This is a genomic window from Saccharothrix variisporea (assembly GCF_003634995.1).
Taxonomy (GTDB): Bacteria; Actinomycetota; Actinomycetes; order Mycobacteriales; family Pseudonocardiaceae; genus Actinosynnema; species Actinosynnema variisporeum.
On the sequence record NZ_RBXR01000001.1, the window covers coordinates 6,262,010 to 6,277,304 of the forward strand.

At 71.3% G+C, this 15,295-nt stretch carries 10 protein-coding genes; 8 read left to right on the forward strand and 2 right to left on the reverse strand.

The window, feature by feature from the left end:
- The first annotated feature begins 36 nt into the window (after window positions 1–36).
- From DFJ66_RS28575 to DFJ66_RS28610, 8 genes are all read left to right on the forward strand, one after another.
- Window positions 37–516 carry a SigE family RNA polymerase sigma factor gene (locus tag DFJ66_RS28575; RefSeq protein ID WP_121225555.1) on the forward strand — a complete coding sequence of 160 codons (480 nt, stop codon included), beginning with the start codon at window positions 37–39 and terminating at the stop codon, window positions 514–516.
- Window positions 513–1,526, forward strand: a complete 1,014-nt coding sequence (locus DFJ66_RS28580) for a hypothetical protein (RefSeq protein ID WP_121225557.1) — start codon at window positions 513–515, stop codon at window positions 1,524–1,526. The genes DFJ66_RS28575 and DFJ66_RS28580 overlap by 4 nt, the downstream gene beginning before the upstream one ends.
- Before the next feature lie 78 nt (window positions 1,527–1,604).
- Window positions 1,605–3,110 carry a histidine ammonia-lyase gene (gene hutH / locus DFJ66_RS28585; protein WP_121225560.1) on the forward strand — a complete coding sequence of 502 codons (1,506 nt, stop codon included), beginning with the start codon at window positions 1,605–1,607 and terminating at the stop codon, window positions 3,108–3,110.
- Window positions 3,110–4,774, forward strand: a complete 1,665-nt coding sequence (gene hutU / locus DFJ66_RS28590) for a urocanate hydratase (protein ID WP_121225562.1) — start codon at window positions 3,110–3,112, stop codon at window positions 4,772–4,774. The genes hutH and hutU overlap by 1 nt, the downstream gene beginning before the upstream one ends.
- Complete coding sequence (locus tag DFJ66_RS28595) at window positions 4,767–5,942, forward strand: allantoate amidohydrolase (RefSeq protein WP_121225564.1); 1,176 nt, start codon at window positions 4,767–4,769, stop codon at window positions 5,940–5,942. The genes hutU and DFJ66_RS28595 overlap by 8 nt, the downstream gene beginning before the upstream one ends.
- Window positions 5,939–7,201, forward strand: a complete 1,263-nt coding sequence (locus tag DFJ66_RS28600; RefSeq protein WP_121225566.1) for a formimidoylglutamate deiminase — start codon at window positions 5,939–5,941, stop codon at window positions 7,199–7,201. Before DFJ66_RS28595 ends, DFJ66_RS28600 begins: the two co-directional genes overlap by 4 nt.
- Window positions 7,198–8,343 carry an imidazolonepropionase gene (gene hutI / locus DFJ66_RS28605; RefSeq protein WP_121225568.1) on the forward strand — a complete coding sequence of 382 codons (1,146 nt, stop codon included), beginning with the start codon at window positions 7,198–7,200 and terminating at the stop codon, window positions 8,341–8,343. Before DFJ66_RS28600 ends, hutI begins: the two co-directional genes overlap by 4 nt.
- A gap of 193 nt (window positions 8,344–8,536) precedes the next feature.
- Entirely contained in the window at window positions 8,537–10,297 is a 1,761-nt protein-coding gene (locus DFJ66_RS28610) for a plasmid pRiA4b ORF-3 family protein (protein WP_121225571.1), read from the forward strand.
- A 798-nt stretch (window positions 10,298–11,095) separates the two neighbouring features.
- On the opposite strand, the gene DFJ66_RS28615 is transcribed toward DFJ66_RS28610, so the two are convergent.
- Window positions 11,096–11,278 carry a DUF6104 family protein gene (locus tag DFJ66_RS28615; protein WP_121225573.1) on the reverse strand — a complete coding sequence of 61 codons (183 nt, stop codon included), beginning with the start codon at window positions 11,276–11,278 and terminating at the stop codon, window positions 11,096–11,098.
- Between the two features lie 6 nt (window positions 11,279–11,284).
- Window positions 11,285–14,962, reverse strand: a complete 3,678-nt coding sequence (locus tag DFJ66_RS28620) for a multifunctional oxoglutarate decarboxylase/oxoglutarate dehydrogenase thiamine pyrophosphate-binding subunit/dihydrolipoyllysine-residue succinyltransferase subunit (RefSeq protein ID WP_121225575.1) — start codon at window positions 14,960–14,962, stop codon at window positions 11,285–11,287.
- Between the last annotated feature and the right edge of the window lie 333 nt (window positions 14,963–15,295).

The following is a 15,295-nucleotide window of genomic DNA, read 5'->3' on the forward strand; positions in this document are numbered from 1 at the left end:
TCTCAACAAACCCGCCCGAGCGCGCATTGGAGGGGTATGACGACCAGCTTCGAGGAGTTCGTGACCGCCCAGGTCACCCCGTTGCTGCGCTACGCCACCGTGCTGACCGGCGACCCGCACCTCGCCCAGGACGTGGTGCAGGAGAGCCTTCTGCGCGCGCAGCAGCGGTGGGGGCGCATCGGCGGGCTCGACGCGCCGGCGGCGTACCTGAAGCGGATGGTCACCAACGAGTTCCTCTCGTGGCGCCGCCGCCTCAAACCGCACGTGCCGCTGTCCGACGTCGATCCCGGCACGGACGACCCGACCGACCACTACGACGTGCGCGACGCGATGTTGCACGCCATCGCCAAGCTGCCGCGCAAGCAGCGCGCGGCGGTCGTGTTGCGCTACTACGAGGGCTACGACGACCGCGAGATCGCGGCCACCCTCGGCTGTTCCCAGACCACCGTCCGCAGTCACATCTCCCGTGCGCTGTCCACCCTGCGCACGGTCGACCGGGTGAAGGAGGCACTGTGACCGACACCGAGAGCCTGATCCGCGACGCACTGCTGCGCCAGGCCGAGCGCACCCCGCCGCCCGGTGGTGTGCTGGCCGCGCTGCGCCGGCCGCGCCGCAGCCGCAAACCCCTGCTCCTCGCGCTGGCCACGGCCGCGACCGCCACCGCGGTGGCCGTCGCCGTCACCGCCATCCCCCGCCCGACCGTGACCGCCGACGCGCCGGTCGCCGGACAGTCCTCGACACAGCAGACACCGGCCCCGACGACCACCACGAGCCCAGCGACCACCACGAGCCCGTCGAACACCACGAGCCCGGCGGACACCACGAGCCCAGCCCCCGACGGGACGCTGTCGCTGGAGTTCTCCGTGGGCTGGGTCCCGGAGGGGCTGACCGAGCGCCACCGCGCCTTCACCGAGACGGGCATCCAGCGCATGTGGGGCACGACGGCGTCGGTCACCGGGCAGTCCGTCCGGTTCCAGGTGGCCCCGGACGGCGCACTGCCGGGCACGGCGACCGACCCGGTGAACGGTGCCCCGGCCTCGCTCACCGAGCACACCATCCACTGGCGGCTCGGCGGGCGGCTGCTCAGCGCCGACATCCAGGGCGTGCCCGACGGGCAGGCCGCGCTGCGCCGGTTCGCCGAGTCCGTCCGGCCGGACCCGACGCGGTTCACGGCGCCCGTGCGCGCCAAGGACCTCCAATCCCTGAACTACCTGGTGCAGGACTCGGGGGACTGGACGGTCGGCGGTGTCGTCGTGACCGGCGAGAAGAAGTACAGCATCGGGCTGGCGACCTCGAAGACGGCGGAGCTGTCGCCGGTGACCACGTCCACCGAGCTCACGGCCATGGGCCGCCCGGCGGTGTACGAGGACGGCCGGTACAGCTCGCTGACCGTCACCCTCGCGCCCCAGCGGCTGCTGTTCGTCTCCACGCTCAAGGACGTCCACGCCCCCGCCGAGGAGCTGATCGCCGTCCTGGAGAAGGTGCAGTTCGTGGCGAACCCGGACATGTCCTGGGTCGGCCACTGACCCAGCGCGTCTGGGATACCAGACACCATCGGCCCGCTCCGGCTCGTGCGGAGCGGGCCGTCGCGTTGTGATGGGCACATGCAGCAACCGGTGCACCTGGGTCCGAAGCCCCTGACCCGCGAGGACGTCCACGCCGTCGCCCGCGGCGACGCGCCCGTGGCGCTCACGGACGCGGCCCGCGAGGCGGTCACCACCGCCCGGGCGCACATCGAGCGCCTGGCGACGGCCGAGAAGCCCACCTACGGCGTCTCGACGGGGTTCGGCGCGCTGGCGGTGCGGCACATCCCGCCGGACCGCCGCGCGGCCCTCCAGCAGTCCCTGGTCCGCTCGCACGCGGCGGGCGCGGGCCCGGAGGTGGAGCGCGAGGTCGTGCGCGCGCTCGTCCTGCTCCGCCTGAAGACCCTCGCGAGCGGCCACACCGGCGTCCGGCTGGAGACCGCCGAGGCGATGGCCGCCATGCTCAACGCGGGCATCACGCCGGTGGTCCACGAGTTCGGCTCGCTGGGCTGCTCGGGCGACCTGGCCCCGCTGTCCGCCGCTGCCCTCGCGCTCACGGGTGAGGGGTTCGTGCGGGACGCGCAGAACAACCTCGTCCCCGCCGCCGACGCCCTCAAGCAGGCCGGCATCACGCCGGTGAAGCTGGCGGAGAAAGAAGGCCTGGCGCTGATCAACGGCACCGACGGCATGCTCGGCATGCTGGTGCTGGCGATCAAGGACCTGCACCAGCTGCTGGACGTGGCCGACCTGACCGCCGCGATGAGCGTCGAGGCCCTGCTGGGCACGGACCGCGTGTTCGCCGCCGACCTGCACGCCTTGCGCCCGCACCCCGGCCAGGGCCGCAGCGCGAAGCGCATGGCCGAGCTGCTGGCCGGCTCCGAGATCATGGAGTCCCACCGCGGCCCGGACTGCACCCGCGTCCAGGACGCCTACTCGCTGCGCTGCTCGCCCCAGGTGCACGGCGCCGCCCGGGACACCGTGGCCTACGCCGAGACCGTCGCCGACCGCGAGCTGGCCTCCTCCATCGACAACCCGGTGGTGCTGCCGGACGGCCGCGTCGAGTCCAACGGCAACTTCCACGGCGCACCCATCGCGTACGTGCTGGACTTCCTGGCCATCCCGGTCGCGGACGTGGCGAGCATCGCCGAGCGCCGCACCGACCGGATGCTCGACGTCAACCGCTCGCACGGCCTGCCGCCGTTCCTGGCCGACGACCCGGGCGTCGACTCGGGCCACATGATCGCCCAGTACACGCAGGCCGCGATCGTGTCCGAGCTCAAGCGCCTGGCCGTGCCCGCGTCCGTGGACTCCATCCCGAGCAGCGCGATGCAGGAGGACCACGTCTCCATGGGCTGGTCCGCCGCGCGCAAGCTGCGCAAGGCCGTGGACGGGCTGCGGACCGTGCTGGCGATCGAGCTCCTGACCGCCGCCCGCGCGCTGGACCTGCGCGCACCCCTCAAGCCGGCGCCGGCGACCGCCGCGGCCGTGGCCAAGCTGCGCGAGCTCGTGCCGGGTCCCGGCCCGGACCGCCACCTGGCCCCCGAGATCGCCGCCGCCGAAGACCTGATCCGAAGTGGAGCCCTCTGATGGTGCAAGCCGACCGTGTGACCGTGCGAGCCGACCGGGGCACGCAGCTGACCGCCCAGAACTGGCAGACCGAGGCGGCGCTGCGGATGTTCCACAACAACCTCGACCCGGCCGTGGCCGAGCGCCCCGAGGACCTGGTGGTCTACGGCGGCACCGGCAAGGCCGCCCGCGACTGGCCCAGCTTCCACGCCATCAGCCGCGAGCTGGCCGCGCTCAAGGAGGACGAGACGCTGCTGGTGCAGTCCGGCCGTCCCGTGGGCGTGATGCGGACCCACGAGTGGGCGCCGCGCGTGCTGATCGCCAACTCGAACCTGGTGCCGGACTGGGCGAACTGGCCCGAGTTCCGCCGCCTGGAGGCCGAGGGCCTGACCATGTACGGCCAGATGACGGCCGGCTCGTGGATCTACATCGGCACCCAGGGCATCCTCCAGGGCACCTACGAGACCTTCGCGGCCGTGGCGCGCAAGCGGTTCAACGGCACTCTCAAGGGCACGCTGACCGTCACGGCGGGCCTGGGCGGCATGGGTGGCGCGCAGCCGCTGGCCGTCACCATGAACGAGGGTGTCGCGCTGTGCATCGAGGTCGACCGGCAGCGCGCCGAGCGCCGCGTGGAGACCCGGTACCTGGACGAGATCGCCGACGACATCGACGACGCCATCGCCCGCTGCCTCAAGGCCAAGTCCGAGGGCCGGGCGCTGTCCGTGGGCCTGATCGGCAACGCTGCCGAGGTGCTGCCCGAGCTGCTGCGCCGCGAGGTGCCGGTGGACGTCGTCACCGACCAGACCTCCGCGCACGACCCGCTGGCGTACCTGCCCAAGGGCGTGTCGGTCGAGGACTGGCACGACTACGCCGCCAAGAAGCCCGACGAGTTCACCGACCGGTCCCGCGAGTCCATGGCCGACCACGTCGAGGCGATGGTGGGCTTCCAGGACCGGGGCGCCGAGGTGTTCGACTACGGCAACTCCATCCGCGGCGAGGCCAAGCTCGGCGGCTACGAGCGGGCGTTCGACTTCCCCGGCTTCGTCCCCGCCTACATCCGGCCGCTGTTCTGCGAGGGCAAGGGCCCGTTCCGCTGGGCGGCGCTGTCCGGCGACCCGGCCGACATCGCCAAGACCGACGCCGCGATCCTGGAGCTGTTCCCGGAGAACGAGCAGCTCGCGCGGTGGATCAAGATGGCGGGCGAGCGGGTCGAGTTCCAGGGCCTGCCCGCGCGGATCTGCTGGCTGGGCTACGGCGAGCGGCACCTGGCGGGCCTGAAGTTCAACGAGATGGTGGCCTCGGGCGAGCTGTCCGCGCCGATCGTGATCGGCCGCGACCACCTCGACTGCGGCTCGGTGGCCTCGCCGTACCGGGAGACCGAGGCGATGGCCGACGGCTCCGACGCCATCGCGGACTGGCCGCTGCTCAACGCCCTGGTCAACACCGCGTCCGGTGCGACCTGGGTGTCCATCCACCACGGCGGCGGCGTCGGCATCGGCCGGTCCATCCACGCCGGCCAGGTGACGGTGGCGGACGGGACCGAGCTGGCGGCGCGGAAGATCGAGCGCGTGCTGACCAACGACCCGGGCATGGGCGTGATCCGGCACGTGGACGCGGGCTACCCGGAGGCGTCGGCGGTGGCCGCGGCCAAGGGCGTGCACATCCCGATGGCGCACAATGACTGACCTCGCGGACATCGCCGACGTCGGCCGGGACGCGCGGCGGGGCGGCTACTCGCGGCACGGGTTCGACCGGGTCGAGCTGGAGCTGCGGCAGTGGTTCACCGAGGAGGCCACGCGGCGCGGGCTGGACGTCGTGCCCGACCGCAACGGCAACCTGTGGGCGTGGTGGGGCAAGCCGGGGCCGGACGCGGTCGTGACCGGCAGCCACCTGGACTCCGTGCCCGGCGGTGGCGCGTTCGACGGCCCGTTGGGCGTGGTCTCGGCCCTGCAGGCCATCGACCTTCTGCGCGCTAAAAATTTTAGTCCGGCGAAGTCAATTGCTCTGGTCGTGTTCGTGGAGGAGGAGGGCGGGCGCTTCGGCGTGGCCTGTCTCGGGTCGCGGCTGATGACCGGGGCGATCTCGGCGGAGGCGGCGTGCAAGCTGACCGACCCGGACGGCGTGTCGTTCGGCGAGGCGGCGCACAAGGCCGGGTTCGACCCGTTGCGGATGGGGCGGGACGAGCAGGCCCTGCGGAACATCGGGCGGTTCGTGGAGCTGCACGTCGAGCAGGGGCGCGGGCTGGACGTGCCGGTCGGGCTCGCGTCCTCGATCCTGGCGCACGGCCGGTGGCGGTTCACGTTCACCGGCGAGGGCAACCACGCCGGCGCGACCCTCATCGAGGACCGGCGCGACCCGATGCTGCCGGCCTCCCAGCTGGTGCTGGCGGCGCGGCGGGCGGCGACCGGTGGCGCGCGGGCGACCGTGGGTCGGATCGTGCCGAACCCCGGTGGCACCAACGTGATCGCGTCCTCGGTGGACGTGTGGCTGGACGCCCGTGCCGCCGACGACGCCCGCACGCGGGAGGTCGTGGCGGCGATCTCGGAGGCCGCTGCTTCCGCCGCGCGAGAAGAGGGCTGCGAGGTGCGCGTCACGGAGGAGTCGTACGGCGACACCGTGCACTTCGACACGGGGTTGCGGGACGAGATCTCCGGCGTGCTGGGCGGGGTCCCGGCGCTGCCGACCGGTGCGGGCCACGACGCGGGCATCCTCGCCGGGCACGTCCCGACCACGATGCTGTTCGTGCGCAACCCGACCGGCGTGAGCCACGCGCCGGCCGAGCACGCGGAAGCCGACGACTGCGCGGCCGGCGTGGTCGCGCTCGCCTCGACGCTGGAGCACCTGGCGCGATGAAGAGCTTCTGGTGCGAGCGGGCGTGGCTGCCGGACGGCGTCGCGTCCCGCGTGCTGGTCCGGGCGGACCGGGGGCGGATCGTGTCCGTGTCCACTGTGGACACGATCCCGCTGGGCTGCGAACGCCTGTACGGCATGGTGTTCCCCGGGTTCGCCAACGCCCACTCGCACGCGTTCCACCGCGGTCTGCGCGGCCGGACGCACGGCGACGGCGGCACGTTCTGGACGTGGCGCGACCGCATGTACGAGCTGGCGTCGTCGTTGACGCCGGACTCGTACCTGCGGCTCGCGCGCGCGGTGTACGCCGAGATGGCGGTGGCCGGCGTGACGGCGGTGGGGGAGTTCCACTACCTGCACGACGGCGGCAACGAGATGGGCGAGGCGCTGCGCCAGGCTGCCCTCGACGCCGGCATCCGCATCACCCTGTTGGACGCTTGCTACCTGGCGGGCGGCATCGGGCAGCCGGTGAGCGGGGTGCAGGAGCGGTTCTCCGACGGCACCGGCGAGAAGTGGGCCGCCAGGGTGTCCGACCTGCGCGAAGACGACAACACGAAGATCGGCGCGGCGATCCACTCCGTGCGCGCTGTGCCACGTGAAACGTTGTCGCTGGTAGCGGGCGCGTTCCCCGATCGGCCGCTGCACGTCCACCTGTCGGAGCAACCGGCGGAGAACGAGGCCTGCCTGGAGGCCTACGGGCTCACGCCGACGCAGTTGCTGGCCGAGGCCGGTGCCCTGTCGCCCCGCCTGACCGCCGTCCACGCGACCCACCTGTCCACTTCGGACATCCACTTGCTGGGTTCCCACGGCGTGGGCGCGTGTTTCTGCCCGACCACGGAGGCGGATCTGGCCGACGGCATCGGTCCGGCCCGTGAGCTGAACGACGCCGGGAGCCCGCTGTCGCTGGGCAGCGACCAGCACGCGGTGGTCGACCCGCTGCTGGAGGCGCGCGGCCTGGAGCACGGCGAACGCCTGCGCACCGGGCAGCGCGGCCGGTTCGCGCCGGCGGAGCTGGTGGCGGCGCTGACCAACCACGCCGCGCTCGGCTGGGACGCGGGCCGCATCGAGGTCGGCGCACCGGCCGACCTGGTCGCGGTGCGGCTGGACTCGGCCCGCACCGCGGGCTGCGCGGACGAGCAGGTCGTGCTGGTCGCCACCGCCGCCGACGTGTCGATCGTGGTGTCCGGTGGCAGGGTGGTGGCGCGGAACGGGGTCCACGAGACCCTCGGCGACGTGGGCAGGCTGTTGACGGAGGCGCTGTGAGCACGCTCATCACCGGCATCGGCGAGCTGACGACCAACGACCCCGACCTGGGTCGCCTGACCGGCGCGGCGCTGGTCCTGGCGGACGGCGTGGTCGCCTGGGTGGGTCCCGCGTCGAGCGCGCCGGCCGCCGACACCCGCGTGGACGTCGAGGGTCGGGCTGTGCTGCCCGGGTGGGTGGACAGCCACACGCACCTGGTGTTCGCGGGCGACCGGACCGCCGAGTTCGAGGCGCGGATGGCCGGAAAGCCCTACACCGCGGGCGGTATCGCCACGACCGTCAACGCCACCCGGGCGGCGTCGGACGACGAGCTGTCCTCGGTCATCCAGAGGCACGTGGCCGAGGCGGTCGCGCAGGGCACCACGTACGTGGAGACCAAGACCGGGTACGGCCTGACGGTGGCGGACGAGGTGCGGTCCGCGCGCATCGCGGGCGAGCACGCCGACGAGGTCACGTTCCTGGGCGCGCACCTGGTGCCGCCGGGGGCGGACGCGGATTCGTATGTCGCCCTGGTGGCCGGTGAGATGCTCGACGCCGTCGCGCCTTTCGTCCGGTGGGCGGACGTGTTCTGCGAGCGCGGTGCGTTCGACGAGGACCAGTCCCGCACGGTCCTGAAGGCCGCCGCGGCTCGCGGGCTGGGCTTGCGGGTGCACGGCAACCAGCTCGGCGAGGGGCCGGGCGTGCGGCTGGCGGTGGAGTTGGGCGCGGCCAGCGTGGACCACTGCACCTATCTGTCCACTTCGGACATCGACGCGTTGGCCGGTTCGAACACCATCGCCACCCTGCTGCCGGCGTGCGACCTGTCCACCCGCCAGTCCCTGCCGCCGGCCCGTGAGCTGCTGGACGCGGGGGCGACCGTGGCGCTGGCCAGCAACTGCAACCCGGGCAGCTCTTACACGACGTCCATGGCGTACTGCGTGACCACCGCTGTGCTCCAGATGCACATGTCCGTGGAGGAGGCCGTGTACGCGGCCACCCGTGCGGGCGCGTTGGCGCTGGACCGTGCCGACCTCGGTCACCTGGCAGTGGGCGCGCGGGCGGACGTCCACGTGCTCGACGCGCCCAGCGCGACCCACCTGGCCTACCGCCCCGGCGTGCCGTTGACGCACGCCGTGTGGCGGAAGGGAGAACGCGTCCGGTAGGCCCTAACCCTCGCCGGGCCTACCGGAGTGCGTCAGCAACGTCGTCACGTGCGGCGACACTCCCCATACAAGGCCCCCCGACCTCTCGCCCGCCATCGGGGCGGCGGGTTGCGGGGATCCCACCCGATCGGGGTGCATTGCGGGACAACGACGCAGCGTGAGCGGGCAACACGGCGTGCCCTAGCGTGTACACATGGCACCTCGCGCAACGATGGCCAGCACCGGCCAACTCGCCTCAGCAGCCCGAGGATCCGTCGCCTTCACCGCCGCGCTGAAGCTGGCCGACTGGGTCGGCTCCGGCCGCGAGGTGACCAAGCGGGGCGTGCCGAAGCCCGCCGCCGCCGTCGAGCTGTGCGACCTGCTCGGCATCGAGCCGCACTCCCGCAAGCCCCGCAGCGCGCTGGACATCGCCCCGCTGATGACGGTGTGGTCGGTGGCGGTCGTCGCGGACCTCATCGAACAGGTGGGGGACCGGGTGCGGGTCGGACCGGGCCTCCGGGTGTGGCGCGAGGGACGGCCGGAGGAGGTGCTCGAGGCGTGGGTCCGGTGCGCGCAAGAGCTGCTCACCCCTCCGGACGACATGGAGGAAGACGACCTCGCCCGCCTGGCCGCGCTCGTCGTCCTCCACGAGGCCGAGGACGCCGTCACGCTCGACGACCTGCGCCTGGCGATCGCGGAGTTCTTCGGGGACGCCGGACTGGACTGCTCGTGCCCCGACTGCACGTCGCCCGAGGCCCTGCGGTACGCCGACGAGTCCGGTTCCGGCCGGCCACCGGCCTGGCAGGTCGCCGGTCTGCTGAGCGAGTTCGGCATCGCCGCGCTCCGGGGCGACGAGGTCACGCCGACCCTCCTCGGCCGGTGGTTCACCGCCCTGGTGTTCCGCGACGGCGCACCGTCCCCCGACCTCGACGCGGCGACCCTGATCGCCGCGGTGAACGGCCTCCCGCACAGGCTGAAACTGGTGATGTCCCGCCCGTGGCTGTCCGCCCGCACCCCCGCGGCAGCGGCCCGCGACCTCCTCGCCGCCGCCGAGCACACCTCCGGCGGGCTCCGCCTCACCGCCTTGGCGTTGCTCGACGAGTGCGGTCCCGAGGCCGAGCCCGCGTGGCGCGAGTGGGCCACGAAGGACGGCTTCGGTGCCTACGCCCGGTCCTGGCTGTCCCAACGGTCGGGCACCGCGCTCGCCGAGGCCGACAAGGCGTGGCTGACGGTGGACGCCCTGATCACCACACTGGACGAACTGCCACCCGAACTCCCCGAGGAGGTGGTGGCGGAAGCGGTGCACGCGCAGATCGGTACCGGGGTGTCCGAGGCCCTGCCACGCCTGGCGGCGAGCGACCACCCCGACGCACCCCGCCTGGTGGCCCTGCTGACCGACCCGGGCACCCCACGTCCTCGCCCGGATCGCGCCGGCGTCGGCTACGAGCTGGAGATCCGCCTCCGGTACGTGGAGAACCCGCCCGTCTGGCGCAGGCTGCGCGTACCCGCCGAGCTCACCCTCGGCGAGCTCCACCACGTAGTCCAGGTAGCCATGGGCTGGGACAACTCCCACATGCACGCGTTCGAACACCGCACGGGCCGGTACGGCACGTCCGACCGCGACCTGGGGTTCCGCGACGAGCACGCGGTGACCGTGTCCCAGCTGCTCGCGAAGGTCGGCGACAAGATCCTCTACACCTACGACTTCGGCGACGACTGGGAACACGACATCACGTTGAAGAAGATCGTCCCGTCAAGCGACATCGCGTGCACGGCAGGCGAGGGCGCGTGCCCACCCGAAGACTGCGGCGGCCCGGGGGGCTACGAGAACCTGAAAGCGGCAGTGACGGACCCGACCGCCCAGGACCACGCCGACCTGCTCGAATGGCTGGGCTTGGACTCGGGCGACGACTTCGACCCGACAACGTTCTCCCCCGAAACCACCACCCAAGCCCTCAACCGCACCCGCCACTGACCAGCCTGCAGCGCGGATCCTCCGGCACATCCGGTCCGTCGAGCGAGCAGTCAGCCCGCCTTGCCGAGTGAGCAGTCGGCCCGGCGTTGCCGAGTGGCAGTCCGCCGGAGAGGACACAACCCAACTTGGGCTTCTTGCTTTTGTCATCTCCGTATGGCCTGCCCGAAGGGCTACCACAGATTTCCCCGGGTGCAGCCGAAAGTTTTTGCGAGGAACGAGCAAAAAGTTTTAGCGGCACCCGGGGAAATCTGTGGTAGGCTCTGCCAGGCCATACGGAGATGACAAAAGCAAGAAGCCCCCGCCGTTGCAGTTGAGTCATCTTTGGTGGCCTGCCCGCCGGCGAGGCGCTTTTAATCTTTGAACCGGAACGCTTCGCTCTCAAGGCGAACGCGCTTCGCGCTGGGACGCGCTGGCGCGCTCTCAAGATCAAAAGCTGAAAAGCGGCGCTCGCCGCGCGGCAGGCCGCCAGCGGGGGGTGAAGGGCGTCGGTTCCCCCGCCGCATGGCCTGGCGGAGCCAACCACACTTCGGGCCGGGTGCCGCTAAAACTTTTTGCTCGTTCCTCGCAAAAACTTTCGGCTGCACCCGACCCAAAATGTGGTAGCCCTTCGGGCAGGCCATACGGCGGGGGAACCGAGGCCCTCCACCTGTGGTTGAGACCACTGCACAACAGCGCGCTGCGCGCGCCGAAAAGCCGCCCCGAAAAGGCCGCTGCGTCGGCAGCGGGGGGCTGGGTGCGGGTGGTCGAGAAAGGGGAAGGGCACCCGCCGTGGCGAGTGCCCTTCCCCTTGTCTGGTGCTCAGTCCTCGAAGTCGTCCTGGTCGTCGCGTGCCAGGTACGTGGCCAGGCGTTCGACGGCCGTTTCGAACTCCGGGTTCGCGTCCACGAAGGCTCGGAGGCGGTCGGCCAGCCAGGCGAGGGTCACTTCTTCCTCGCCTCGCCGGCTTTCCAGCTCCTCGATGCCGCGGTCGGTGAAGTACATCCCGGCCTACTCGAACGCCTTCGCGATCAGCTCGCGCTGCTCGACCTCGTGGACCTTCGACGAACCCGCCGACGGCGCGGCCATCGGGCGGCGGGAGACGCGCTTCAAGTTGAAGCGCGACGGCAGCAGCTCCGGCAGGGCCAAGCCCAGGAACGGCCAGGCGCCCTGGTTGGCCGGCTCCTCCTGGACCCAGCGCAGGTCGGTCGCGTTCGGGTAGCGCTCCAGCGCCTCCGTCAGCTTCCGCGCGGGCACCGGGTAGAGCTGCTCGACGCGCACCACGGCCGTGTCGTTCAGGCCGCGCTTCTCCTGCTCGGCCAGCAGCTCGTAGTACACCTTGCCGCTGCACAGCAGGACGCGCTGCACGGCCTGCGGGTCCGTCGCGTGGGCGTCGTCGATGACCGAGTTGAAGCGGTCCTCGACGAAGTCCTCCACCGGCGAGGTCGCGGCCTTCAGGCGCAGCATCGACTTCGGGGTGAAGACCACCAGCGGGCGGTTGACGCCGTCGAGGGCGTGGCGGCGCAGGAGGTGGAAGTAGTTCGCCGGGGTCGACGGGACCGCGATGGTCATCGAGCCCTCCGCGCACAGCTGGAGGAAGCGCTCGATGCGGCCGGACGTGTGGTCCGGGCCCTGGCCCTCGTGGCCGTGGGGCAGGAGCAGGACGACGTCCGAGCGCTGGCCCCACTTCGCCTCACCGGACGAGATGAACTCGTCGATGATCGGCTGCGCGCCGTTGACGAAGTCGCCGAACTGCGCCTCCCACAGCACCAGCGCGTCCGGGTTGGCCACCGAGTAGCCGTACTCGAAGCCCAGCGCAGCGAACTCCGACAGCACCGAGTCGTAGACCATGAACTTGCCCTGGTCCTCGGCGAGGTGCTGCAACGGGGTGTACTCGTCGGACTTCTTGCGGTCCACCAGCGTGGCGTGCCGCTGCACGAACGTGCCGCGCCGCGAGTCCTGGCCGGCCAGGCGGACCGTGCGGCCCTCCAGCACCAGCGACCCGAACGCCAGCAGCTCGGCGAACGCCCAGTCGATGCCGCCCTCGCGGGCCATCTTCGCGCGCCGCTCCAGCACCGGCTTGACGCGCGGGTGCGGGGTGAAGCCCTCCGGCAGGTTGACGTGCGCGTCGGCGATCTTCTCGATCACCTCGCGGCTGATGCCGGTCGGCAGCTTGGTCGGGACCTGCTGCTCGGCCTCCACCGACGGCGACGCCTTGATCGGGTGCTTCTCCAGCTCGCGCACCTCGTTGAAGACGTGCTCCAGCTGCGAGGAGAAGTCCTGGAGGGCCTTCTCGGCCTCCTCGACGGAGATGTCGCCGCGCCCGATCAGCGACTCGGTGTAGATCTTGCGCACCGAGCGCTTGGTGTCGATCACGTCGTACATCGCCGGCTGCGTCATCGAGGGGTCGTCGCCCTCGTTGTGGCCGCGGCGGCGGTAGCAGACCATGTCGATCACGACGTCCTTGTTGAACGCCTGCCGGTAGTCCACCGCCAGCTTCGCGACCCAGTAGCACGCCTCCGGGTCGTCGCCGTTCACGTGGAAGACCGGCGCGCCGATCATCTTCGCCACGTCGGTCGAGTACTTCGACGACCGCGAGTGCTCGGGCGCGGTGGTGAAGCCGACCTGGTTGTTCACCACGATGTGCACGGTGCCGCCGGTGCGGTAGCCGCGCACGAGGGCGAGGTTCAGGGTCTCGGCCACGACGCCCTGGCCGGCGAACGCGGCGTCGCCGTGCAGCGCGACCGGCAGCACGGTGAAGCCCTCACCGCCCTTGTCGAGCATGTCCTGCTTGGCGCGGACGATGCCCTCCAGCACCGGGTCCACGGCCTCCAGGTGCGACGGGTTCGCGGTCAGCGACACCTTGGTCTCGCCGTCGCCGAACATCCGGAAGTACTTGCCCTCGGCGCCCAGGTGGTACTTCACGTCGCCGGAGCCGTGCGCCTGGCCCGGGTCGAGGTTGCCCTCGAACTCGCGGAAGATCTGCGAGATCGGCTTGCCGACGATGTTGGCCAGGACGTTGAGGCGGCCGCGGTGCGGCATGCCGATGACGACCTCGTCCAGCTCGTGCTCGGCGGCCTTGTCCAGGACGGCGTCCAGCAGCGGGATGACCGTCTCGCCGCCTTCCAGCGAGAACCGCTTCTGGCCGACGTACTTGGTCTGGAGGAACGTCTCGAACGCCTCGGCGGCGTTGAGCTTGGACAGGATGTACTTCTGCACGGTGGCCGGCGGCTTCTCGTGCGGCACCTCGACGCGCTCCTGGATCCAGAGGCGCTCCTCCGGGTCGAGGATGTGCATGTACTCGACGCCGACCGTGCGGCAGTACGAGTTGCGCAGCACGCCGAGGATGTCGCGCAGCTTCATCCGCTCCTGGCCCGCGAACCCGCCGACCGGGAACTCCCGGTCCAGGTCCCACAGGGTCAGGCCGTGCGACAGGACGTCGAGGTCCTGGTGGCTGCGCTGGCGGTAGTTCAGCGGGTCCGTGTCGGCCATCAGGTGGCCGCGGGTGCGGAACGCGTCGATCAGCTCGATCACGCGGGCGGTCTTGTCGACCGCGCCCTCGGGGATGTCGGCGACCCAGCGGATCGGCTCGTAGGGCAGCCGCAGCGACGTGAAGACGTCGTCGTAGAAGCCGTCCTCGCCCAGCAGCAGCTGGTGGATGCGCTTGAGGAACTCGCCGGACTCGGCGCCCTGGATGATGCGGTGGTCATAGGTGGAGGTCAGCGTGATGATCTTGCTGACGCCCATCTCGACCAGGGCCTGCTCGCTGGTGCCCTGGAAGTGCGCGGGGTACTCCATCGCACCGACGCCGATGATCGCGCCCTGGCCCGCGGTCAGGCGCGGCACCGAGTGGTTGGTGCCGATCGTGCCCGGGTTGGTCAGCGAGATCGTGGTGCCCGAGAAGTCCTCGGTGGTCAGCGAACCGGACCGGGCCTTGCGGATGAGGTCCTCGTAGGCCTGCCAGAACTGCGTGAACGTCATGTTCTCGCAGCCCTTGATGGAGGCGACCACCAGCGAGCGGGAGCCGTCCTTGCCGGGCAGGTCGATCGCGAGGCCGAAGTTCACGTGCTCGGGCGTGACCACGAACGGCTTGCCGTCGACCTCGGCGTAGTGCCGGTTCATGTTCGGGTACGCCTGGAGCGCCCGCACCACCGCGTAGCCGATCAGGTGGGTGAAGGAGACCTTCCCACCGCGGGTCCGCTTGAGGTGGTTGTTGATCACGATGCGGTTGTCGGCCAGCAGCTTCGCGGGCACGGCGCGCACACTCGTCGCGGTCGGGACGGTGAGCGACAGCTCCATGTTCTTCGCGATGGCGGCTGCCGCGCCGCGCAGCTGCTTCTGCTCCGCGCCGGCCGTGGGCTGCACCGGCGTGGCCTTGGCGGCCTGCGCGGGCGCCGGCTTCGCGGGAGCGGCCTGCTGCGGCTTGGCGGCCGGCTTCGCGGGCTGGGGCTGCGGCTTGGTCGCGGTGGCCGTCGGGGCCGCCGTGCCGTTGTCGGTGGCCGTGGTGGTGGTCGTGGACGCCGCCGCCGTGGCCGCGCCGTTGCCCGACCGCTGCGTCGACTTGTAGTCGGCGAAGAAGTCGTGCCAGGCCGGGTCTACGGACGACGGGTCGGCGAGGAACTGCTCGTACATCTCCTCGACCAGCCACTCGTTGGGGCCGAACTGTGAAGCAGGACTGCTGCTGGACACGGCTGGCGCTCGCCTCTATCCATCTCGCTCTTGGTAATGACTCACTCATGGTCAGGCTAGTCCCCCGTCTGGTGCAGTTCATACACAGGAGGGGCCGGGCAAGGAGTGCTCGATCACAGGATCGATCCGGACGTGGATCGCGTGACGGGTGCTTGAGCTGTTCTTGATGCAACAGCCCAGGTCCGTCTCGGGTGGAGCGCCTTCGTGGGGTGCTGGGGTCCGAGGATGCACCACTCGTCCGGCTCAGCGGGTCGGGTCGTGGCGAGCGCCACGGTGGGTTCGGGTCACCAGGTCGCTGAGCTGCTTGTTCAACTCATCGGTTGACAAGCACTG